The sequence below is a fragment of the Methanoplanus limicola DSM 2279 genome (assembly GCF_000243255.1).
Classification (GTDB): domain Archaea; phylum Halobacteriota; class Methanomicrobia; order Methanomicrobiales; family Methanomicrobiaceae; genus Methanoplanus; species Methanoplanus limicola.
Genome location: NZ_CM001436.1, coordinates 2334020 through 2356477, shown reverse-complemented (window position 1 = coordinate 2356477; position 22458 = coordinate 2334020). Strand labels below are relative to the sequence as shown.

The 22458-nt window shown below is 40.0% G+C and carries 21 protein-coding genes; 11 read left to right on the top strand and 10 right to left on the bottom strand.

Annotation, left to right across the window (positions count from 1 at the left end; translation table 11 throughout):
- Nucleotides 1-4 precede the first annotated feature (4 nt).
- A complete protein-coding gene (locus tag METLIM_RS11040; RefSeq protein ID WP_048145936.1) occupies nt 5-403 on the top strand; it encodes a hypothetical protein in 399 nt (132 codons plus the stop codon).
- Between the two features lie 43 nt (nt 404-446).
- Nucleotides 447-1679: a restriction endonuclease subunit S gene (locus METLIM_RS16240; RefSeq protein ID WP_004078529.1), complete on the top strand. Its 1233-nt coding sequence runs from the start codon at nt 447-449 to the stop codon at nt 1677-1679.
- Nucleotides 1680-1706: 27 nt separating this feature from the next.
- Here METLIM_RS16240 and METLIM_RS11030 read toward each other — a convergent pair whose 3' ends face one another.
- Nucleotides 1707-2108, bottom strand: a complete 402-nt coding sequence (locus METLIM_RS11030; RefSeq protein WP_004078528.1) for an ASCH domain-containing protein — start codon at nt 2106-2108, stop codon at nt 1707-1709.
- 205 nt (nt 2109-2313) lie between these two features.
- On the opposite strand from METLIM_RS11030, the gene METLIM_RS11025 reads away from it, so the two are divergent.
- Both METLIM_RS11025 and METLIM_RS11020 read left to right on the top strand, forming a co-directional pair.
- Nucleotides 2314-2892 (top strand): Fic family protein, encoded by a 579-nt coding sequence (locus METLIM_RS11025; RefSeq protein WP_004078527.1) that lies wholly within the window; start codon nt 2314-2316, stop codon nt 2890-2892.
- Nucleotides 2889-5957, top strand: a complete 3069-nt coding sequence (locus METLIM_RS11020; protein WP_004078526.1) for a type I restriction endonuclease subunit R — start codon at nt 2889-2891, stop codon at nt 5955-5957. The genes METLIM_RS11025 and METLIM_RS11020 overlap by 4 nt, the downstream gene beginning before the upstream one ends.
- 223 nt (nt 5958-6180) lie before the next feature.
- On the opposite strand, the gene METLIM_RS11015 is transcribed toward METLIM_RS11020, so the two are convergent.
- Complete coding sequence (locus tag METLIM_RS11015; protein WP_004078525.1) at nt 6181-7164, bottom strand: hypothetical protein; 984 nt, start codon at nt 7162-7164, stop codon at nt 6181-6183.
- Between the two features lie 214 nt (nt 7165-7378).
- Here METLIM_RS11015 and METLIM_RS11010 point away from each other — a divergent pair, with 214 nt between their 5' ends.
- Together METLIM_RS11010 and METLIM_RS11005 are read left to right on the top strand one after the other, a co-directional pair.
- Entirely contained in the window at nt 7379-8209 is an 831-nt protein-coding gene (locus METLIM_RS11010) for an acyltransferase (protein ID WP_157202298.1), read from the top strand.
- A gap of 476 nt (nt 8210-8685) precedes the next feature.
- Nucleotides 8686-9336: an Rpn family recombination-promoting nuclease/putative transposase gene (locus METLIM_RS11005; RefSeq protein ID WP_245543524.1), complete on the top strand. Its 651-nt coding sequence runs from the start codon at nt 8686-8688 to the stop codon at nt 9334-9336.
- 76 nt (nt 9337-9412) lie between these two features.
- On the opposite strand, the gene METLIM_RS11000 is transcribed toward METLIM_RS11005, so the two are convergent.
- The 3 genes from METLIM_RS11000 to METLIM_RS10985 all read right to left on the bottom strand — a co-directional run bounded on the left by METLIM_RS11000 (nt 9413) and on the right by METLIM_RS10985 (nt 13554).
- Entirely contained in the window at nt 9413-10363 is a 951-nt protein-coding gene (locus METLIM_RS11000; protein WP_004078522.1) for a LamG-like jellyroll fold domain-containing protein, read from the bottom strand.
- Between the two features lie 454 nt (nt 10364-10817).
- Nucleotides 10818-11816: a hypothetical protein gene (locus METLIM_RS10990; RefSeq protein ID WP_004078521.1), complete on the bottom strand. Its 999-nt coding sequence runs from the start codon at nt 11814-11816 to the stop codon at nt 10818-10820.
- Between the two features lie 421 nt (nt 11817-12237).
- On the bottom strand, nt 12238-13554 hold the full coding sequence (locus METLIM_RS10985) for an ATP-binding protein (protein ID WP_048145926.1): 1317 nt from the start codon (nt 13552-13554) through the stop codon (nt 12238-12240).
- A gap of 264 nt (nt 13555-13818) precedes the next feature.
- Here METLIM_RS10985 and METLIM_RS10980 point away from each other — a divergent pair, with 264 nt between their 5' ends.
- Together METLIM_RS10980 and METLIM_RS10975 are read left to right on the top strand one after the other, a co-directional pair.
- Complete coding sequence (locus tag METLIM_RS10980; protein WP_004078518.1) at nt 13819-14787, top strand: Rpn family recombination-promoting nuclease/putative transposase; 969 nt, start codon at nt 13819-13821, stop codon at nt 14785-14787.
- Between the two features lie 149 nt (nt 14788-14936).
- Nucleotides 14937-15314, top strand: a complete 378-nt coding sequence (locus METLIM_RS10975) for a hypothetical protein (protein WP_004078516.1) — start codon at nt 14937-14939, stop codon at nt 15312-15314.
- Nucleotides 15315-15424: 110 nt separating this feature from the next.
- On the opposite strand, the gene METLIM_RS10970 is transcribed toward METLIM_RS10975, so the two are convergent.
- From METLIM_RS10970 to METLIM_RS10955, 5 genes are all read right to left on the bottom strand, one after another.
- Nucleotides 15425-16405 carry a hypothetical protein gene (locus tag METLIM_RS10970; protein WP_004078513.1) on the bottom strand — a complete coding sequence of 327 codons (981 nt, stop codon included), beginning with the start codon at nt 16403-16405 and terminating at the stop codon, nt 15425-15427.
- A gap of 222 nt (nt 16406-16627) precedes the next feature.
- Complete coding sequence (locus METLIM_RS17725) at nt 16628-16762, bottom strand: hypothetical protein (RefSeq protein ID WP_394295896.1); 135 nt, start codon at nt 16760-16762, stop codon at nt 16628-16630.
- 28 nt (nt 16763-16790) lie between these two features.
- A complete protein-coding gene (locus tag METLIM_RS15730) occupies nt 16791-17066 on the bottom strand; it encodes a HEPN domain-containing protein (protein ID WP_052300913.1) in 276 nt (91 codons plus the stop codon).
- On the bottom strand, nt 17053-17625 hold the full coding sequence (locus METLIM_RS10960) for a nucleotidyltransferase domain-containing protein (RefSeq protein ID WP_004078511.1): 573 nt from the start codon (nt 17623-17625) through the stop codon (nt 17053-17055). The genes METLIM_RS15730 and METLIM_RS10960 overlap by 14 nt, the downstream gene beginning before the upstream one ends.
- Before the next feature lie 384 nt (nt 17626-18009).
- On the bottom strand, nt 18010-18246 hold the full coding sequence (locus METLIM_RS10955) for a hypothetical protein (RefSeq protein ID WP_048145924.1): 237 nt from the start codon (nt 18244-18246) through the stop codon (nt 18010-18012).
- A gap of 225 nt (nt 18247-18471) precedes the next feature.
- Between METLIM_RS10955 and METLIM_RS15725 the strand changes: the two genes are divergently transcribed.
- From METLIM_RS15725 to METLIM_RS10940, 3 genes are all read left to right on the top strand, one after another.
- Nucleotides 18472-20268: a PAS domain-containing sensor histidine kinase gene (locus tag METLIM_RS15725; RefSeq protein WP_004078510.1), complete on the top strand. Its 1797-nt coding sequence runs from the start codon at nt 18472-18474 to the stop codon at nt 20266-20268.
- 148 nt (nt 20269-20416) lie between these two features.
- Nucleotides 20417-21385: an Rpn family recombination-promoting nuclease/putative transposase gene (locus METLIM_RS10945; protein ID WP_004078509.1), complete on the top strand. Its 969-nt coding sequence runs from the start codon at nt 20417-20419 to the stop codon at nt 21383-21385.
- A 319-nt stretch (nt 21386-21704) separates the two neighbouring features.
- On the top strand, nt 21705-22458 hold a 754-nt coding region (locus METLIM_RS10940), incomplete at its 3' end, for an Rpn family recombination-promoting nuclease/putative transposase (protein ID WP_004078508.1).

Below are 22458 nucleotides of genomic sequence, written 5' to 3'. Positions count from 1 at the left end.
AAAGATGGACTCGCAATTAGTTTCATCTCCTGCATCTCCTGTTAATGAGCAACATAATTTCATAGGAGGTATTGAGGGTACACTGTCCCCTCAATTCAGAACTTCGCCTGAAAAAATGATTGTCCCAATGTCAAACCCCCCAAAGGCCGTTAAGGGCCATTATCTTACAATACACTCTTCAGCAGATAATGATGACAACCAATATATAGAAGGAATTTGGGAGACAGTGTCTCCTAAATTCAGAACACCACCTGAGAATAATGATAAACTTGTACGCTATGCAACGGCAGGGATGGCCGACGATCTTTTTGTATTCAAATATGAGGTGTTTCTCACTTCAGCCCTCGAACTCGATAATTTCATTGAGGACGATGTCAGGGTGTTTCCGAGAACAGAGTGTTGAATGCAAATATGACAGCTGGGATAGTGAATAAGAGAGAAATAAAATGGGACAAAAAAAAATTGTTAGATTAAATAATCTGACATCTAAGATTGGAAGTGGTGCAACTCCAAAAGGAGGAAACTCATCTTATATAAATTCAGGAATATCATTAATAAGAAGTCAAAATGTATTGGATTATGAATTTTCAATTGATAATCTTGCATTTATTGATGATGTGCAAGCAGATAGATTAAAAAATGTCATAGTTAAAGAAAATGATATTTTACTTAATATTACAGGTGATTCTGTTGCAAGAGTTTGTATAGTTCCTAAGGATGTCCTTCCTGCAAGAGTTAATCAGCATGTATCAATAGTTAGGACAAATGAGTTAGCTAATTTTCATTATGTATTTTATTATTTGCAATTCATAAAGCCGCAGTTATTACAACTTGCAAGTAGCGGTGCAACTCGGAATGCACTAACTAAAAATATGTTAGAAGAATTGGAAATATATCTCCCCCCACTCCCCACCCAAAAAAAAATCGCAGCAATCCTCTCCTCCCTCGATGACAAGATCGAACTAAACACCCGCATGAACAAAGTGCTTGAAGAGACTGCCCGTGCCCTCTTTCACCGGTGGTTTGTGGAGTTTGAGTTTCCGGACGAAAAAGGCAGGCCGTATAAATCATCCGGCGGGAAGATGGTTGAGTCTGAGATGGGGCCTGTGCCGGAGGGGTGGGAAGTTGGAACTTTGGGGGATATTTGCTATAGAAAAAGAAATCTTGTTGAACCAATTTCACTCAGTGATAATTATCCATATGTGGGGTTGGAACATATGCCACAACATCATATGGTCTTAGATAAATGGGGTTGCTCTGGAGAGATAAAGAGTACAAAAACAGCATTTATTGAAAATGATATCTTATTTGGCACATTGCGACCATATTTCCATAAAGTTGGATTATCTCCAATTAACGGCATTTGTTCAACTGACATTCTTGTAATTTCGCCGATAGATACAGAATACCTCTCGTTAGTCCTTTGCTACGTATCTTCCGATAAATTTGTTGCATATGCCAATTCAGCATCAGAAGGTACCAGAATGCCGCGTGCAAAATGGAGCCATATGAAAATATATCCTGTTGTTATTCCTTCCAAAAAAGTAATAATTCAGTTCAATATGGTTGTTCATTCAATTTTGCTTCAGATTAAAGAAGATATACAAATGAATTGTCATTTAAAGGATATTCAAAAAAATATTTTACCAAAACTAATGAACGGGGAGATTGAGGTATAAAAATTTTTTTGTAATTACTGAATCCGGTTAATACTCACAAAACTCCTCAATCTCATTATTGATATAGCAAAATGACTGGGGAGGAGTGAAATTCTCATAGTGAAGTCTTGGATCAACCGGATTTTTGAAGTGTGTGAACTCATCAATCTCTATTGCAAATCCTTTTGTTTTTCCTTTGAAATAATTGAAAAAATCTGATTCGATAAGTCCTGACTGTTCTTTAACAGTATCCCACAGATTATCCGGATGATCTTCTAAGATGTCGCAAATTGTGAATTTGCCAATTATCTTTTTTACAGGATGGCTTGAATAAATATAAACCGAATCTACGGACTTATTTTTAAAAATTGATTTGCGGAATTCATACTTCTTCGTCCCTTCAACTATTTTTGATGTATATTTTGGTTTAATGGACAGCAAAACATTCATATTTTTAATCAGACCCTTTGAAAAAATTAAATTTCTTATTGTGAATAAATTTTTTTGCGACAATCTGGTATGCTTTTTTCAAATAATGAAACTTCTCAGAAATACCAAAAACAAAAACACACACCATTTATATTAATCAAAAACACACACCATATATATTAATCAAAAACATTCTATAATATAATAAAGCGTGGGAATTTTAGAAATGTCAGCGGATTTACAGAGTAATCATCTAAAAAATATAAGCGAAGCAAAACTCTGTGAATACATGGGGACTGACAAACTCATAGAAAAAGTAACCTTTGAAGCTGACTCCTTAGAAGTGAAGCCCGGGACTCTTAAACATGAAGCTTCTATCACTAAACATGAAGCTGACCCCTTAAAGGGGAAGTCTGGGACTCTTAAACATGAAGTTTCCATCACTAAACATGAAGCTGACTCTTTAGAAGTGAAGCCTGATGCTCTTAGAAGTGAAGCTTTAACTGAACGAGACTTGTTATTATCATCATTATCTGAAGAAACCAAAATGGCACTTTTAAAATTGGGAAAACGAACCCGGCCGGAGATAATGAAAGATTTAATTCGTGAAATCTGTTCACAGGCGGAATTTACAATTGATGAACTGTGTATTATTTTAGAGAAAAAAAGCCGCTCCACTTTCTATTATAAATATATCTCTGGACTGTTAAACGAAAAAAAGCTGATTAAAACAAACCCTGATAAACCAACATCCCCTAATCAGAAATATAAAACATTCCTCTCCCAAAAGGAGAAATCCCAATGACCTTCACGGAAGCAAATTTTGAGAAAGCAATAATTGAAATCTTTTCGGACAACCTCGGCTATACATACGAATACGGCCCTTACATAGTCCGGGACTATCACAGCCCGCTGTATGAAGAAGTGCTCCTATCCTCCCTCAGAAGAATAAACCCAAAACTTCCGGAAGCCGCCATTGAAGAAGCGGTTTACAAGCTCAGAAATATCGGGACCGGAACCCTGATACAGAAGAATTTCATCTTTACAGAATATCTCCAGAACGGAATTCCGGTGAAATACTACGACGGAAAAGAAGAACGCTCAACCCTCGTCTATCTCATAGACTTTGGCGATGGGAATTTTGGATATGATGGAAATGCCGATTGTGCCGGAAATAACACCTTTCATGTCATAAACCAGTGGACAGTCATCGACGAAGCAGAAAAACGGCCCGACATTGTCATCTTTGTAAACGGACTTCCGCTTGTGGTAATTGAACTAAAATCGCCATCCAGAGAAGAAACAGACGTATCGGAAGCATATAGACAGCTTAGAAACTATCTCTATGACATCCCCAGTCTTTTTGTCTATAATGCATTCTGTGTAATGAGCGACCAGGCGACATCAAAGGCCGGGACAATCACAGCTGATGAAGACCGGTACATGGAATGGAAGACCGTTGACGGCAGCTATGAAAATACCCAGTACGCCGCGTTTGACGTCCTCTTTGAAGGAATATTTGATAAAAACAGATTCCTTGACCTCCTTAAAAACTTCATCTGCTTCTCAAAGGAAATCCCGGATGACAAAAAGATACTTTCAGCATATCACCAGTATTTTGCAGTAAAAAAGGCCCTTCTATCGACAAAAGAGGCAACCTTAACCGATGGAAAAGGAGGAGTATTCTGGCACACACAGGGAAGCGGAAAATCTCTTTCAATGGTCTTTTATGCAAAACAGCTCCGGGAAGTACTTGACAGCCCGACAATAATCGTAATAACCGACAGAAACGACCTTGACGGACAGCTGTTCAGCCAGTTTGCAGCATGCAGAGACTTTCTGAGACAGACCCCCGTTCAGGCTGAAAGCCGGGCCGATCTAAAAAAACTCATACTGAACAGGGAGGTAAACGGCATAATATTTACAACAATGCAGAAGTTTGAAGAGTATGACGCCCCCCTCTCCAAACGGAGAAACATTGTCGTAATCGCAGACGAAGCCCACCGGAGCCAGTACGGCCTTGAGGAAAAATTTGATGCAAAGACCGGAAAAATCCGGACAGGATCAGCCAGAAAAGTCAGAAACAGCCTTCCAAATGCGACATACATAGGATTTACCGGAACGCCCGTCTCCCTTGCTGACAGAAATACAGAGGAGATATTCGGCAACTGCATCGACATCTACGACATGACACAGTCTGTCGAAGACAACGCAACCGTTCCCATATTTTATGAAAGCCGGGTAGTTGCTCTAAGACTGGACGGAAAAATCCTTCAGGAGATAGACGAAGAGTACGACCGCGTCTCAGAAGAGGCAGAAGAGTACGTTGTCGAAAAAAGCAAACATCAACTCGGACAGCTTGAAAGCATACTCGGAGCACCTGAAACAATCACAACGCTCTGCGAAGATATCGTCAGACATTACGGGACATACAGGCAGTTTGAGCAGACCGGAAAAGCGATGATAGTTGCCTACTCAAGACCAATCGCCATGAAAATATACCGTGAGATCCTGAAAATGCGCCCGGAATGGACGGAAAAAATCGGTGTTGTCATGACCTCTGACAACAACGACCCTGAAGACTGGCGTGAAGTCATCGGTAATAAAAAGCATAAGGAGATCATGAGGACGAAATTTAAGGACAATAACGACCCCTTAAAGATCGCAATCGTTGTTGATATGTGGCTTACAGGTTTTGATGTCCCGTCACTCTGCACCATGTATGTCTATAAACCAATGACCGGTCATAACCTGATGCAGGCAATAGCCCGTGTAAACCGCGTTTATATGGACAAACAGGGCGGACTCATTGTCGATTATGTCGGAATCGCCGGTGCACTCAGAAAAGCGATGAAGGATTATACCGGACGTGACCGGAAAAACTACGGCAATCCCGACATAGCAAAAACTGCCTTTCCAAAATTCCTTGAAAAACTGGAAGTCTGCCGGGATTTATTCCACGGCTATGACTATTCCGGATTTGAAACCGGCACAGACTTAAAGAGGGCAAAACTCATCAAAGGCGGAGTCAATTTCCTCTCACAACCTTCAAAAGACGAGATTAAGAAGAGATATATCAAAGAATCCCTTCTTCTTCACCATGCATTATCTCTCTGCCGGAGTCTTCTTTCAAAGAGCCAGAGATTTGAAGCCGCCTACTTTGAAGCCGTCAGAACCCTTCTGACACGGATTGAAGGAAAAGGGAAAATCTCATTAAAAGATATAAACAGCCGCATAAACGAACTGTTAAAGCAGAGCATCCAGAGCGATGGAGTAATTAATCTCTTCTCTGATGTCGGGGATAAATATTCACTCTTTGATTCAGCATTCCTCCTGGAAATCTCCCGGATGAAAGAGAAGAACCTTGCAGTCGAACTGCTTAAAAAACTGCTGTCAGAACAGATCAGGGTTTATTCAGGGACTAATGTAGTAAAATCTGCCAGATTTTCTGAGCTTTTGTCAGAAGCAATGAACAGGTACATAAACGGCCTTCTGACAAATGAACAGGTCATCGAAGAACTGCTTAAAATGGCAGAGGAAATGGCAGAAGCTCAAAAAGAAGGTGAAAAGCTTGGCCTTACACCTGAAGAGATGGCCTTTTATGACGCTCTTACAAAACCCGAAGCAGTAAAAGATTTCTACGAAAATGAAGAACTTGTCGCCATCACCAAAGAACTGACAGAACTTCTGCAAAAAAACAGGACAATCGACTGGCAGAAGAAAGAGACGGCGAGAGCCGGCATGAGGCGGCTTGTCAAGCGGCTGCTAAAGCAGCATAAATATCCTCCTGAGGGTATGGAAGATGCATTAAGCACAGTTATTGCCCAGTGTGAGATGTGGACTGACAATTTTAATGAAGATACAATCTGAAATTATAATTTCACATTCTAAAGATACCATCCGGAGATATACAGGAATGCCGGAGATTCCGGGATATAACGGCCACTTTCCACAGATTTATAAAATGCCGGCATAAAGAAATATCCCGGCCGGAAATCTGCTGTCAGTGACTGTTATGTGGTTATTGCACTATTATTTATGTGGTTATTGCACTATTATTAATGTTCTGCCGCATCCACCCGTTTCTTCGCTCTTATCTCCTCTTTTTACTGCTTTTAGCTGAGACAGGCTTAAGATGATTGAGATTTCCGGATAAAAGACCTGCACGTTTAAGCTCTGCAACAAAAGCCGGTATGATTTCCGGGTCTAAATCAAGTCTGGATTCCAAATCCCCCATATAGGATACAGAGCTCCATTCATCCATAATATCGGCAGACAACTGTTCAGCTGATATTCCTCTGTTTTCATCAACTCCCGTTAAGATCAGCTCTATAATAGTCTTCTTAAATAGATAATCTAAGGCCAGATCAGCCGTATAATCAGGCTCCATTCCACATCCCATCATAATAATGCCTATGTCATCCATATCAAGGTCAATGATGTCCATAATGTTGATTGTGACCTCGTATTTTATAACCGGTTTAAATATGGTAATACATTTTAACCCGGAAAATGCCGGCCCTGTACAATATTCAGCTTCCATAGCCGGCACCTGATAAATTATATCTCCTCCGCTTATTTTTTCCTTAAGCCAAAATCCCTCCTCAGTCTCCTCAAGAATGCCCTGATCTTCCAGAACCCTGTTAATTATACTTAATGGTGAACTCTCGATAAATGTGGATATTAAGTCAATTAGATCTTGAGGATTGTCCCGGTCTTTTCCGTGCATCTGCTCCTCCATATTTTCACTTACCTCCATAACATCTTCTGCAAGTTCATCATGGGTGTACAGGAAGTCACCTTTGGATTTGTCTTTTAGATATTGATCAATTGTATCTTTTATTATCACATTTTTCTCATGTATTGCAAAAATAATATTTTTAATATCGCTATTGTTGTCATCTGCAACTGAAAGGAGCCACCTGTTTATGTCATCCAGTTTCCCGGTGACAATCTCTTCCTGTTCGTTATAGATATCTTCATTTATACGACTTTTAGCACCGAACTTTTTCAGAACCAATTGTAAATTTTTGGCAGACTGCTGGTCATAGAAGACAAATTTCTCATCAAATATCATTAAAATACATTAAACCGGAGTGCAGATATATCATTCTGATGGGTTAAATCAACATCTCACCAGGTGTATGGGAATACAGTAATTATTTCCTGAAATCCCGGAACAGGGAAATGAAATCTGATTGTTTGTGAGTTTTTATTTAATAGTTTTGGTTGAAAAAAAAGCAGCAGTCATTATAATATACTCTTCCGGCGTAAAGAGATAAAACCAGGATATGCCAGATATAATGACCTATGAAGGCAGCAGAATAGATGAAATTCTTTCAAAAATAGAATTCATCCTTGATGACAGCACCAATCACGAGGCGGTGCGTGCAGTTATGCAGACCATCGGCATAGCATGCTGCTCGGATATGATCTCTGAACTTAGAATATACAGTGAATATCTCCCTATGGCAGAAGAGATTGGCTTTACAGAGAAGGAGAGAAATCTCCAGTTCCTCTGGGAAGCTATCGACAGATATCCGATCTCCCTTGCAGTGAATTTTGCATATTTATACCGCCGTTTAATTGCGAAAAGGGCCTTTTTATCATGCGGCAGAAATCTTATCTGTGAATCTGATGTCAGGTTTAATTTCGGGAGGAAATTATCCATAGATGACGATGTCTTCATCTCAAGAGGAGCATTTCTGGATACAAAAGGCGGCATAAAGATAGGCAGCTCGGTTGAGATCGGGGAATATGTCCGGATTCTTACACATTCTCACTGTGAGTCTGACCAGACTGAAAGATCATACAGTCCGGTGACGGTGGAACCCTATTCAAAAATACTCGCAGGTGCACTTGTCCTGCCCGGAATTACCGTCGGTGAGGGTGCAATTGTGAGGGAAGGTTCGGTTGTGACAGAGGATGTCCATGCCTGGTCGGTCGTATCCGGAAATCCGGCTAAATTTATCCGTGAAAGGAAACACGAAGGAAAATTGGGTGCTGAACTGAAGCATACCTGGTTTAACAGGGGAGCATTTCAGAACGAGGAGAAAATTCCGGATAAAAAAAGCCCCTTTGCCGGGATAATTCCGGATTTGAAATCCGAAGGCGAAATCTGAAAAGGATGCTTAGCAGATAAGTTTTAACCGGGGAGGCTTTATGCTCTGTACAAATAGTTTTGTCAGTCATAAAAATCCGTACAACTTCATTTGTCCGTAATGAAACCCCGATCTGTTACGTACAAATGGTTTTGTCAGTCACAGAATACGTACAACTTCATTTGTCCGTAATGATACCCCGATCTGTTACGTACAAATGGTTTTGTCCGTAACCAAATAGTATTCTGTTCCGTACAAACTGAATTGTCAGTCGCAAAAATCTATAAGTTTGTCACAATCTGATAGATTATGATAATCTGTAATCAGCATCAGTACATAGTCTCTTTCATCCGGTCCGGAATAAATATATTCGGATTTCTAAATAAATGAAGGAGTTAATATATAATATACAAACAGATATTGTTATATTTGAGTTGATATCTATGTCTGAACAAAACTTTCCACCCAAAATTACCACTTCTGATGGTTCATTTATTATGTCTCCGAAGAATGACTATGCCTTTCGGCTGCTATTTGGGGATGAGAAGAACAAGGAGGTCACAATATCTTTCCTGAGTGCATTGCTCAATATTCCGGTTGAGGACATCAATATAAAAGATCCTTCTGTTCTAAAGCAGGCTTTTGCAGATAAAAGCAGAATATTTGAAATCCGCATGTTTCTGGCTTCAGGAGGGCAGGCAGATGTTGAGGTCTGGCTGGGCAATGATCCGGCAATAAAGGAAAGAGTAGTCCCTTCCCTCTATAATATGACCTTCTCACAGTTCTTCTCCGGAGAACGGTCCGGTTCAGTTAAAAAGAGCCTCTCACTGGTTATTCTTGACTGCAATGCCTCCCAGGCTGAAGAGATGCATACTACTTACAGGCTTTATGATTGTGAGAATGATATTGAATTATCAGATTCTATGGAAGTGCACCTCTTTGAACTGCCAAAACTGAAATCTGATGGAGAACAGAATAAGAAAAGTCCGGAAGTTTTGTGGCTGATGTTTCTTAATGCAGCAACAGAGGAGGAGTTAAGGATGGCTGCGGAAGCTGAACCCAAAGTCGCGAAGGCGTATGACCTTTTACTTGAGATGAGCGATGACGGGGAGAACAGACGGTTATATGAGGAGAGCATAAGCCCGTAACCGGTGTTCAGCTACTTACACAGGCTTACGAATATCCGGCGGCCGGCAGGACAGAAAAGACAAAAAATCTCTTTTTTCATCCCCGTCCGGCATCATACCGGGCTTTAATCTCCTCAGGCGAGAATGCCTCCCCATATGTGTTAAGCCCGGAAATTTCACCGTTAAATTTCCTCTGGCCGGTGCTGCTGTGCCAGAGTATTCCGGACGGGCCGCCGACCTGATACATATTTGGGGAGTCCCTCAGTCCTGAAGTGTCATATGACCTTGAAGAATCGGGATTTCCGTTTACATACAAAAAGACCTTCCCGTCTGTCCTGTTATAGACTCCGGTAAGGTAATACCATTCACCCGTCACGGGAGATGTGGATGAGAAGAGCGGCACTCCACTGCGGTCTCCGCTCTCTGTTGCAACCGCAAATTCAAACTTTGAATTGTCACTGTTATGCTGAAGCTGGTATCTCCTGTTTCTGTCGGTATTTCCGTCAACAACAATTGTCGCCCACTTCCGTGACGAATCCCCGCCGGGATTTGGATTTACATTCCACTTAATCCATGCTTCGGCAGTAAATCCCGGATAACGGACGTAATCATCCTGAGTAGTGTTGGAATCACCTGCACTCACATAGTCATAATGTTTCCTTGCCAGAATGACAGGACTTTTATCTCCGTCAAATACCAAGACAACATCCCGAACAGAACCGGTATCAGAATGATTAATGTACAGGTTCTCACCCGGGGACCACGGATAAGAACCGTCCTGAAGGGTGATGCTGTCCTTTGGGATTATCTCCCCGTCAACTGACACATAATAATCATCAGATGGAAGTTCATCACCGCCGAGATGCTCAATTACAATTTTTGTACTGTCCTTTTCTATTTTAGCTGCCACAACAGGCACCTTTTCAGGGACAGGCACTTCATCAGAGAAGATCACAATGACTATTCCGAATACAAGAATTACAAGAAAAATCATCAGGATTTCAGCAATTATTGGTGAAATCCCACCATCGCGATCACCCTGAGTCATATATTAATGATCTCTGTCAGCCAATATTATTAATAACTTTCTTAAATATAGAGATGATAATTTATCAGTCCTTTTTATTACCGGGCAATTTTTCTCTTCAGCAGGTGTTGAAGTGTAAAAAAATTTATTCTGATGGTGTTGTGAATGCCTCTTCTTCAGGCTGAAATTTCTGAACAATATATTACGTTATGGATGATATCGGCCCATATCTGCACCTTAAGGTGCTATATCCGGCAGACAGTTCCGCCCCTGCTTTTACCGGATATGATTTCTGCCGGCTTTCAATATTTCTTCTGTTTTTTTCTCCGGTGCTTCAGCCTTTCGGAGAAATATACTGTCATATTATACAATAATGACAGATATCTTCAGCTGAAATATCTGCGTGCCGGAACTGTTGTGGCCTATCTCCTATGAAATAATAACTGTTTCATTCATCATCTGTGAACCGGCTGGCTTATGGGTGACTTTTTTGATTGAGCCTTTCTTTCCATAAGGGCGAAGCAGCAACAACGTTGCCTTCTTTGGTTAAAATACCATCATGTTCAAGCTCCCTGGTTATTGACTCCATAAGTCCGGATGTGACAGCTATCTTTGAGTAGCTGCCGGTTTTAACACCTGATTCTTTCCATAACTTTTCGATATTTCTTTTCAGGTCGTCAACCGTAATTTCACCGTATTTTTCAACTATACCCAGTATATATGCCAGAATGGTTTTTTTAAGCCGGAAGTTGTTTACAATATCCATAACTTCATCCTCATCAAGTCCAAGATCAACCAGAACTTCACTGAGTTCATCGGCTTCTATGACAAGGTACTCCGGCATCCGGAATATAACCTCAAAGCTCTCATCTGCAATGAAAGCAGAGACATAAACAATTCCGGGAGAATTCTCCAGGGTCGGCAGTTCAAAAGAGGTAACATCAGTCTCCGTTATCATCTCACCCGGTTCTTTATCTGTAGAGAGAATAAAGCCTCTCTCAGACTCTTTAATATAACTCTCTTCTTCAAGATTTGTATGGATTATTGAGAGCGGAACCTGACTGAATATCTCATCTTCAAGTGTCTCCGATGAATAACCGGGAAGCTCAATATCGTCTTTCAGTTCTAAATCCGGGCAGACGCTTGTGAGAAGTTTAACGGTTGAGACCTCAAAGTCCTCATGGGTATATAGCAGATCTCCGGGTTTTTTCCCGTCAATAAGCAGAGATAATGCTTCTTTATAGTCCTCATTAAACTCCTGCAGGACAGAAAATTCCTCCCACTGCTCTTCATCCTCCTCAGTCATATCTTCGCACCAGTCGATTATGTCATCTAAGGTCCCTCTTGCAAGCACATTCAGGGTTGTGTCTAAATGTTTTTTCACTTCCGGGTGGCAGTTTTTTTCTATCAGCCATTCTGTAAACTTCTCAGCCGCTTCATCTGTTAAAAATGTGACCTGCTCTTCAAGTATCATACAGATTATTAAGTGCAGGGAATAGAAAAAAGTGACTGGTTAAAAGACGGCCTGGGATTTTTGGGATTTTTTTGATTTTTGGGATTTTTGGGATTTTAGTCCGCATTATCTTCTTCTTTTTCTTTTTCTTCTTCTTAACGGCCCTTCCGGGCAATAGTCTGATACGAAACATTCCGGAAAGTTTGTTTAAGACTTATGTAGTGCGATTAGAATGCACGCTTTGGTATGGTCTCTAAAAACCGGGGGATTGCTAAAGTATTCAGTAGCTATAATCTGATTATAAAATATAAGATGATTTAATCATTATCTGTCATTATCTATCATATTATCACAAACTGATAGATGATGATAATCCGTGATGGGTCTGTGCAGATGGAATATCTGTTATTCATCCGGAAATCATCCGGAAATCATCCGGAAATCAGGCGGATATGTTTTCTGATTCATTTTCAGTCTCCTTTTCAAGATCATAAGCCGGAATGATATAGATCTTTTTGTTATCCGTTATTATCACATCTTTTTCACTCTCTGTTATGATATATCCCTTTGAAAGACTGTAACTGTCCATAGCTTCTTTAAGTCCGCGAATTTCTCTTTTTTTTGTGTCCGGATCTTTAAGCGACAGAGTTACCTGCATTGCAAGGGCGATTTTATCTTTGGATTTTACAACAAAGTCACATTCGTATCTTTCCTTATGGTAATAAATCCCGTCAAAGTTCCGGTTAAGACAGTTAAAAACATAATTTTCAAGAATTCTACCTTTATTCTCAGAGAATGAAAAAGATACGGCATTGATAAGTCCGGTGTCAAGTGCATATATCTTCTTTGGGTTGGCAATCTGTTTTTTTACTGAGTAGCTGAACTTCATGAGAGTGTACAGCAGATAGCAGTTCTGCGCATATTCAATGTATTCCTTCACTGTTTCAGGAGATACATGCTGGATTTCTGCTATTTTATTATATGAACAGAGGTTTGCCGGATTTGATATCAGATAGTAGAGGAGGTTTATAAGGTCTGAACTGTTCCGGAGATTATTGGGGAGTATTATGTCTTTTAGATAGATTGTTTCATAATAGTTCTTCAGGATCTTTTGTCTGAGATCCCTGTCCTCTTCAAGGACAATACGGGGGTAGCCTCCAAACTTCAGGTATTCCTCAAAGAACTGTGTTTTTTCAATGAGTGGCGGGTTTTTATCTCCTTTAAATGTCAGGAATTCCTGAAAAGACAACGGATAAATGGTGCATGTGAGATATCTTCCGGATAATCTCATAGCTGCATCATTTTTGAGGGTTGATGATGTTGAACCGGAAAGGATGCATTTTATATCCTCTTTAGTGTCGTAAAAAGTCTTTACAGCATATGCCCAGTATCTGTAATTCTGAATTTCATCTATGCAGAGATACAGTATCCCGTCTTTTGCCCTGCTGCTTTTGTACTCTTCGATAATCCTTCCGAGAAGCTGTGGGTCATCTGCCATTGACATAAAAAGTGGTTCGTCAAGGTTGACATACAGAATATTCTCCTTATTTGTCCCTGATTTTAGCAGATGGTCAATGATCTGATAGACAATGGTTGATTTGCCGGTCCTTCTTGCTCCGGTCAGGATGAGGACCTCTTTGGCTTTTAAATACTGCATTATCTCCGGGAACATCTGCAGGCGGTCAATTCCGGTATTGAAAGTCTTTGAAAACCACCAGGGGTTCTGGCTTTCAAGTGCCATCTGCATATTTGGGTCCATATAACAGGTTATGGTCTCTGATAAATAATCAAACTGTCGGTTATAATCTATGATTTTCTGTTTAATTGTTGGTTACAGTCTATATTTTAGCAAAAATCTGACCATTTACACTTTCAAAAAATTTTTCCTGCATAGTGATTATGTAATCTGTGATTGTCAATGGAGGTTTAATCTTCCCCGGTTTAATTACTTCAGGTTTCCGGAAAAAAACAGGAGCAAATATATAATCAATGGTCATATATTTTTATTCCCGGGTTTACTGTTATGTTAAGACGCAATTTTCCCCCTGAAATTACAACGCCTGACGGTTCTTTCATCATGTCTCCAAAGAACGACTTTGCCTTTCGGCTGCTCTTTGGCGATGAGAAGAATAAAGATATCACAATAGCCTTTCTAAGGGCAATGCTTCATATTCCGGTCAAAGACATAAAGATTAAAGACCCCTTCCTCTTAAAGCAGGTTTCCGGAGATAAGACCGGGATACTGGATATCCGGATTGTTCTTGATTCCGGAGTTCAGGTTGATGTTGAAATCCAGCTGACTGACCATCCGGCAATCCGGGAGAGAGTCTTATATTATCTCTCAAGACTGTATTCATCACAGATCTCAGCCGGAGATGGTTATCACCTGCTTAAGAAGACTATCTCCCTGGTTATTCTCGATTACAACCTGTTTGAGATTGAACCTATGCATACTATGTTCAGGCTTTATGACCGGAAGAATGAGATAGAATTAACTGATGTTTTGGAAGTTCACATTGTTGAACTGCCAAAACTTAAGTATGATGGTAGACAACATAAGAACGATCCGGAAATACCGTGGCTGATGTTTCTTAATGCAGCAACAAAGGAGGAATTAATAATGGCCGCAGAAGCTGAACCCAAAGTCGCGAAGGCATATGACCGCTTACGTGATATGAGTGAAGATGAAGAGAGCAGAAGGGCATATGAAGAGAGAATAACCGAGATAATCGAGGTCGATCTCAGGATGCATGCAGCTGAGGAGAGAGGAGAAAAGAGGGGAAGAGAAGAGGGAAGAGAAGAGGGAAGAGAAGAAGGAATAGAGGTAGGAGAGGAAATAGGAGAGATAAAGAAAGGTATTAGTGCCGCCAAAAAAATGATCTCACTTGGAATGGATGACGAGACCATAATTAAAGTGACCGAACTTCCGGCAGAAAAAATAGCTCAGCTCAGATCTGAAGCTGAATCTGAACCCAAAAACGAATCTGAGTGAGAACCGGGAATTAACCTTAACCCTGAGTTTTCGCCGGGAATCAATATTTTTTAAAACATCTCTTCTCCCCCAATACTAGCAATACCCCACCCGGCCCTCAGATTTTTCAGAAAGCATAACATAAGATTAATCCGGAAATACCGTGGCTGATGTTTCTTAATGCAGCAACAAAGGAGGAATTAATAATGGCCGCAGAAGCTGAACCCAAAGTCGCGAAGGCGTATGAACGCTTACGTGATATGAGTGAAGATGAAGAGAGCAGAAGGGCATATGAAGAGAGAATAACCGAGATAATTGAGGTTGATCTCAGGATGCATGCAGCTGAGGAGAGAGGAAGAGAAGAGGGAAGAGAAGAGGGAAGAGAAGAAGGAATAGAGGTAGGAGAGGAAATAGGAGAGATAAAGAAAGGTATTAGTGCCGCCAAAAAAATGATCTCACTTGGAATGGATGACGAGACCATAATTAAAGTGACCGAACTTCCGGCAGAGAAGATAGCCCAGCTCAGATCTGAAGCTGAATCAGAATGAGAATCGGATACCGCGAATCATTTATGGCTGCCTGCTAAAAAATTATTTGATGGAGAAAAGTCCGGACTCTGCTGAAATTATACGGGTTTTTCAGGCCGGTTCCCTCTAAATTATCTCTTCTTTTTACGGCTTTTAACCGGAGCAATCCTGAGACTGTTAACATTTCCTGCAATTATACCTGCCTTTTTTAGTTCTGATATGAATGCAGTTACGATCTCTTCTCTTAGCTTAAGTTCTGTCTTTCTATTGTCAAAGGTTTTTAGAGAGTTCCATTTATCCATAATATATAATGACAACTCTTCAGCAGATATTCCATTGTTTTCATCAACTCCTTTTAGGATCAGTCCGATAATACTTTTCTTAAATAGATGATCTGTAGCCATATTGACCGCATCATCGGATTTCATTTCACATGCAAGCATGATTAATTTTAGTTCCTCCAGATCAATGTCGATAATATCTATAATACTGACATTAACTTCGTATCTGATAGTTGGTTCAAATATAGTTAAAAGTTTTAATCCGGAAAATGCCGGCCCTTCACAGAACCTAAGATCCATCGCCGGGGCTTTATAAATAATGTCTGCTCCGGTTATGTCATCTTTAAGTATGTACCCCTCTTCACATTCCTCAAGAATGCCCTGTTCTTTAAGCAATCTGTGAATTATACTTAATGATGAAGTATCAAGTAGCTCAGGTAATAAGCCATTTGCGCTCTTAAAATCGTCCGGGTCGCTATTTTTAATCTCTTCCTGCAATCTGGTATATGCCCTGACTGTATCCCGTTTCAGTTCATCATGGGTGTAGAGGAAGTCCCCTTTGGATTTATCTTTAAGGTAATTATCAATTCTGTCTTTTAGTTCCAGGTTTTTCTTATGCATTAAATGAATAACATCTTTTAAATCCTCTCTTTCCTCCAAGAGTGCCAGCAGCCACCTGTTTATGTCCTCCATTTTTCCGGTGACATAATCCCTTGGCAGGTTACTAATAGTTTCATTTATCCGGGTTTTAACTCCGCCCTCTTTTAACACGGAGAGAAAACTTTTGGCACATTCGTGACTTTTAAAAATGAATGTCTCATCAAAAAGCATTAGTTATTATTTGTCGGGTTATGGATATAAATTCCTGAATGAGCAGGAGGTAATTATTGGTTGTGGTTTTGTGTTGGGTTGGTTTTCGCTCCGGAAACAAAAAGTTTCTGATATGAAAAACATATATCCATGTAGAGTTATGATTGGTTTTTGGTGACTGGAATATGTTCGGGTTCTGATCTTTTCGTAAGGAATATTTCATTGTTGCTGCAATCTGCGAGATTATTTTTCAGTCTCTGACAGGAGCCTTTTTATTCGTTCAATGAATTTTTCAGCTCCGTTAATTGATGCATTAATTTCCTCTTCATCCGGTTGTGGTGCAAAAGAATATTGGCTGTCATGGCGCTTTGATCTGATTCGGTTAAGCGTTAAAATCCATTCTTCTTCAGGATAACCTGATTTGACATAGGTTTTCAGGATACAGTTCTATACAGTAATGGCTTTTCTCCCGGATGCCATCTCTGAATAATACAGCACGTGATGAGTGAAACCAACCCATATATGCACCTGAAATTGCCATTCTTTTTGCTCCGGCTGATAGTGCCTGTTCTGCTTCTTCAGGATGGGCCTCAGCAATTTTTAACGATTCTTCAGCTTTTTTCTTTGATGGTTCAACCTTTCGGAGGAGTTTCTTCCTGAAACATTCATCAATACTCCTCAATGTGAACACCCCTTAAAGTAACTGCAGTCCTGATAAGACTGTTGTAAAACGGCTGATCATTCTCCTGCATTTCCATTAGTTTATCCTCTGTCAGTATCAGAATGTTTGTTTCTGAACCGATAACTTTTTCAGTATTTCTCTCAATTTTTGCAGCTTTTATCTCCAGTTCGTAGGAATATTTTTCTACAAATACAAAGAGGTCAAGGTCACTGTCTGTATTATTGGTGCCTTTTACAAAACTGCCATAGCATCCGATTCCTTTTGCCCACTCCGGAAGTTTCAGAACTGACATCAGCAACTGTATATTTAAGTATCTTTTTAGTGACTGTGTTTCAGCATTATCAACCCAGAAATAATTTCTCCCCTGTGATGTGATATATCCGGCCTTTAACAGCAGATTGAGATAACGCGAAACAAAACCTTTGGTTTTACGGGTTGAAGCTACTACATCAGTTGCTGTAAAAGATGTATTCACCGAAGCATAACGCAGGACTGCAATTCTGTCTTCAGTTTTTAGGATTTCAGAAATCCCTTTGGCGTTTATCTGCTGAGATATCATTTTTTGTTTTCCTTCCTGGATATAAGTAGTATATCTCTGCTATGCTGACATAACTGATATGTCTGAAATATCCAATCTGTCGGACATACCTTATATTTAGTTTTCATTTTGTAAACAATAAGTTTTCGCTCCGGAAACAAAAAGTTTCCGTAATGAAAACTTATCTCTGAGTTAATTTATTGCTGGTTCTGAATTATATTCGTTTCATCTACGGATATCATATTCTCTCTTAAGAATGTTACACTAAGCGTTTTATGTACCCTGCCTGTTTTCTGCCCGGTTTCCGGATGTTTAGTCTGTAATGTTCTCTCTCAAATTTTGTTTCCGGATGCATAGTCCATTATATTCAATATCCTGATTCATTTCCGGATTTATACTCAAAAATTACATCCTCTCTTTGATGAAATTGTCAACAGTTGTCCGGTGAACACCAATTCCATCGTTTATTTTATGTGTTTTCCCAGTCTGCTCCAATCTCTCTTTACCTATGCTAAGCAGGTAATCTTTTACAGCCGGAAAATCATCAATATCATAATGTCTGCTTGGAAATGTAGCTATTAACCACAGATCAGCGAATTCATAGCTATATCTCTTGATGTCTCTGCATCTTAAAACGGTCATAAAGAGTTCTGTTCTCTTGATTGGTTATGAATGTTAAATCATTGGACATATCCTATTCTTACCCCAAATATAATATTATTTAGATTGCGTCTTGATATTTAAAAAACTGATCAAATTGTTTTTTCTTCTTAATTGAAAAAAGACGCTCTGCAAAAAATCTGAAAAGTTCGCTTAACCTGACAGATACCCATTCTCGGAAGAGATCTTAAAAGAGAAAGGATATATATGATATGCAAATACTATTTATCAGCGATGCAAAATCTAAAAGAATATTTCCGGTCAATATCCCTCCAGCTTATTATTTTAATTACAATCATCTGCTTATCTGTCTCCGCATACTGCTTATCAATAGGCGTAACAATCGTATTTACGCACCTTTTTTATATCCCGATAATTCTTGTATCGTACTACTACCCGAAATATGGCATTAAATTTGCCGGATTTGTCAGCATAGTTTATCTGTTAAGCATGGCGCTCCTTCCGGAGATAAACTCCGGCATCATAATTTCGGCACTGATTCGTGGATTAATGTTCATACTTGTCGGAATTGTGGTCTCCTACCTCTCTCAAATCCAGAAGAGTGCAAAAGAAGAGTCTGAAGTCAATAAAAATCTCTTCATGGAACTCTTCAACAATATCGGCAGCGGTATTGCAATAATCAGCAGAAAAGACGGTGGAGATGAATTCATCCTTAAAAGTCTCAATAAAAAAGGGATGCAGATAGACAGCAGAAGAGAAGAAGAGATCCACAAAACTGGACATGAAATAAACCTTAGAGAAGTAGAGAGGTTTAATATCTACAAAGAAATTATGAGAGTATCAGATACCGGCAGGGAAGAGCACTTTATCAGGGAGGATATAAATGAAGAAGGTATCCGTGAATGGAGGGAATTTTTCATCTATACAGTCCCGTCCGGAGAGATAATCGTAGTCTTTGACGATATTACCGGGAGGAAAAAGCAGGAAAAAGAGATTTTGGAGAACGGAGAAAGGCTTAAACTGGCCTTAAATGGTGCAAGGCTTACACTGTTTGATTACAATCTGACTGAAGATACAATCACAATTAATATGCAGGGCCGTGAAATTAACTCTCCCATTCCGGAGACACTACCTATAAATGAATTTTATAATTACATACACCCTGACGATCTTGAGAATTTCCAGGCAGGTATTACCAGAATAATGAACGGAGATCAAAAAAATATCTCTACTATAAGCAGAATTCAGTCACTGAACAAAGAATTCAGATGGTACATGCTATTAGGCGAAATTGCGGAATTTTCAGAATCCTACGGGCCAAAGCGGCTCATTGGTATATCACAGGATATAACGGACCTGAGAAAATACCAGGAGAGTGTTGAAGAGGCGAACAAAAAATTAAACCTCCTCTCAAGCATAACCCGCCATGACATCCTCAACCAGGTCTCAGCATTAATTCTTTATAACCGGCTTCTTGAGGGTAAAATTCCGCCTGAAGAAGAAGAGGCAAAGGATTACATCAATAAAATGGATTCAATATCAGCAACAATCCAGAAACAGATATCATTTACAAAAGAATACCACAACCTCGGCGTAAATGCCCCGTCATGGCAGAACTTAAACGATATAATCAGGCACGAAGAGCATATAGCATACTCCGGAGGTCTCACATTAAATGACCGTTCTGAAGATATAGAAATATTTGCCGACCAGATGATCAACAAAGTATTCTACAACCTCTTTGAAAATTCCGGAAAATACGCTGAAGGGGCAGAGGCAATCACAGTCGGTTTCAGAACCGGAGATGACGGTGAAGGTGTAATCACAGTTGAGGATGACGGATGCGGAATTCCGGACGACAAAAAAAAGAAGATCTTTGACCGTGGTTATGGCCGAAATACCGGATTTGGGCTGTTCCTTACAAAAGAGATTCTTGACATAACAAACATATCAATAGCAGAGAGAGGGGCCGGCGGGAAAGGTGCAAAGTTTGAGATAACTGTCCCGAAGAACAGGTGGAGATTCACAAATTCCGGTCAGTGACGTAACTGTTAAAGATTCAGTGCCTCCGGAGGCTTGATTTCCGGAGATATAACTGCCAGTAATCGGTAGTATGGAAAAAGACTCAATATAAAAACAGGAGCAAATATATAATCAATGGTCATATATTATTATTCCCGGGTTTACTGTCATGTTAAGACGCAATTTTCCCCCTGAAATTACAACGCCTGACGGTTCTTTCATTATGTCGCCGAAGAACGACTTTGCCTTTCGGCTGCTCTTTGGCGATGAGAAGAATAAAGAGATCACAATAGCCTTTCTAAGGGCCATGCTTCATATTCCGGTCAAGGACATAAAGATTAAAGACCCCTTCCTCTTAAAGCAGGTTTCCGGAGATAAGACCGGGATACTGGATATCCGGATTGTTCTTGATTCCGGAGTGCAGGTGGATGTGGAGATCCAGTTAACTGACCATCCGGCAATCCGGGAGAGAGTCTTATATTATCTCTCAAGACTGTATTCATCACAGATCTCAGCCGGAGATGGTTATCACCTGCTTAAGAAGACTATTTCCCTGGTTATTCTCGATTACAATCTCTTTGAGATTGAACCGATGCATACTATGTTCAGGCTTTATGACCGGAAGAATGAGATAGAATTAACTGATGTTTTGGAAGTTCACATTGTTGAACTGCCAAAACTTAAGTATGATGGTAGACAACATAAGAACGATCCGGAAATACCGTGGCTGATGTTTCTTAATGCAGCAACAAAGGAGGAATTAATAATGGCCGCAGAAGCTGAACCCAAAGTCGCGAAGGCGTATGAACGCTTACTTGATATGAGTGAAGATGAAGAGAGCAGAAGGGCATATGAAGAGAGAATAACCGAGATAATCGAGGTCGATCTCAGGATGCATGCAGCTGAGGAGAGAGGAGAAAAGAGAGGAAGAGAAGAAGGAATAGAGGTAGGAGAGGAGATCGGAGAGATAAAGAAAGGTATTAGTGCCGCCAAAAAAATGATCTCACTTGGAATGGATGACGAGACCATAATTAAAGTGACCGAACTTCCGGCAGAAAAAATAGCTCAGCTCAGATCTGAAGCTGAAGCTGAACCTGAACCTGAAACAGAATCGGAATCGGAATCAAAATCGAAATGAGAACCGGGAATTAATCTTTAATATCTCATGAAAAATCTTTACCTGGTATCATAATGTTTCATTTACCGTCTGTGTGCATGCAGAATCTACCGGCATATGAGTGACTCATTTTTCTATTTTTATATTGTATCCTCCCTTATTTTTTAGATTTATCAATCAGGCATCCAGACTTTGCAGTTAGTTTTTATTTTTGCAAGCAAAATTTTTCCGGATTAAAAACACCCACTCAATAAAATCAGTAATATGGAACTATTTTACATGTAAACAGGAGCAAATATATAATCAATGGTCATATATTTTTATTCCCGGGTTTACTGTTATGTTAAGACGCAATTTTCCCCCTGAAATTACAACGCCTGACGGTTCTTTCATCATGTCTCCAAAGAACGACTTTGCCTTTCGGCTGCTCTTTGGCGATGAGAAGAATAAAGATATCACAATAGCCTTTCTAAGGGCAATGCTTCATATTCCGGTCAAGGACATAAAGATTAAAGACCCCTTCCTCTTAAAGCAGGTTTCCGGAGATAAGACCGGGATACTTGACATCCGGATTGTTCTTGATTCCGGAGTTCAGGTTGATGTTGAAATCCAGTTAACTGACCATCCGGCAATCCGGGAGAGAGTCTTATATTATCTCTCAAGACTGTATTCATCACAGATCTCAGCCGGAGATGGTTATCACCTGCTTAAGAAGACTATCTCTCTGGTTATTCTCGATTACAACCTGTTTGAGATTGAACCTATGCATACTATGTTCAGGCTTTATGACCGGAAGAATGAGATAGAATTAACTGATGTTTTGGAAGTTCACATTGTTGAACTGCCAAAACTTAAGTATGATGGTAGACAACATAAGAACGATCCGGAAATACCGTGGCTGATGTTTCTTAATGCAGCAACAAAGGAGGAATTAATAATGGCCGCAGAAGCTGAACCCAAAGTCGCGAAGGCGTATGAACGCTTACGTGATATGAGTGAAGATGAAGAGAGCAGAAGGGCATATGAAGAGAGAATAACCGAGATAATCGAGGTCGATCTCAGGATGCATGCAGCTGAGGAGAGAGGAGAAAGAG

What these genes read in the sequence shown, in the direction of transcription:
- METLIM_RS11020 (WP_004078526.1), top strand. Translation starts at nt 2,889, where the DNA reads ATGACCTTCACGGAAGCAAATTTTGAGAAAGCAATAATTGAAATCTTT.
- METLIM_RS11025 (WP_004078527.1), top strand. Translation starts at nt 2,314, where the DNA reads ATGTCAGCGGATTTACAGAGTAATCATCTAAAAAATATAAGCGAAGCA.
- METLIM_RS10945 (WP_004078509.1), top strand. Translation starts at nt 20,417, where the DNA reads ATGTTAAGACGCAATTTTCCCCCTGAAATTACAACGCCTGACGGTTCT.
- METLIM_RS10970 (WP_004078513.1), bottom strand. Translation starts at nt 16,405, where the DNA reads ATGCTTTTTGATGAGACATTCATTTTTAAAAGTCACGAATGTGCCAAA.
- METLIM_RS11005 (WP_245543524.1), top strand. Translation starts at nt 8,686, where the DNA reads ATGTCTCCGAAGAATGACTATGCCTTTCGGCTGCTATTTGGGGATGAG.
- METLIM_RS10990 (WP_004078521.1), bottom strand. Translation starts at nt 11,816, where the DNA reads ATGATACTTGAAGAGCAGGTCACATTTTTAACAGATGAAGCGGCTGAG.
- METLIM_RS10980 (WP_004078518.1), top strand. Translation starts at nt 13,819, where the DNA reads ATGTTAAGACGCAATTTTCCCCCTGAAATTACAACGCCTGACGGTTCT.
- METLIM_RS15725 (WP_004078510.1), top strand. Translation starts at nt 18,472, where the DNA reads ATGATATGCAAATACTATTTATCAGCGATGCAAAATCTAAAAGAATAT.
- METLIM_RS10975 (WP_004078516.1), top strand. Translation starts at nt 14,937, where the DNA reads ATGTTTCTTAATGCAGCAACAAAGGAGGAATTAATAATGGCCGCAGAA.
- METLIM_RS11015 (WP_004078525.1), bottom strand. Translation starts at nt 7,164, where the DNA reads ATGATATTTGATGAGAAATTTGTCTTCTATGACCAGCAGTCTGCCAAA.
- METLIM_RS10985 (WP_048145926.1), bottom strand. Translation starts at nt 13,554, where the DNA reads ATGGACCCAAATATGCAGATGGCACTTGAAAGCCAGAACCCCTGGTGG.
- METLIM_RS11040 (WP_048145936.1), top strand. Translation starts at nt 5, where the DNA reads ATGGACTCGCAATTAGTTTCATCTCCTGCATCTCCTGTTAATGAGCAA.
- METLIM_RS11010 (WP_157202298.1), top strand. Translation starts at nt 7,379, where the DNA reads ATGCCAGATATAATGACCTATGAAGGCAGCAGAATAGATGAAATTCTT.
- METLIM_RS11030 (WP_004078528.1), bottom strand. Translation starts at nt 2,108, where the DNA reads ATGAATGTTTTGCTGTCCATTAAACCAAAATATACATCAAAAATAGTT.
- METLIM_RS10955 (WP_048145924.1), bottom strand. Translation starts at nt 18,246, where the DNA reads ATGACCGTTTTAAGATGCAGAGACATCAAGAGATATAGCTATGAATTC.
- METLIM_RS16240 (WP_004078529.1), top strand. Translation starts at nt 447, where the DNA reads ATGGGACAAAAAAAAATTGTTAGATTAAATAATCTGACATCTAAGATT.
- METLIM_RS11000 (WP_004078522.1), bottom strand. Translation starts at nt 10,363, where the DNA reads ATGACTCAGGGTGATCGCGATGGTGGGATTTCACCAATAATTGCTGAA.
- METLIM_RS10960 (WP_004078511.1), bottom strand. Translation starts at nt 17,625, where the DNA reads ATGATATCTCAGCAGATAAACGCCAAAGGGATTTCTGAAATCCTAAAA.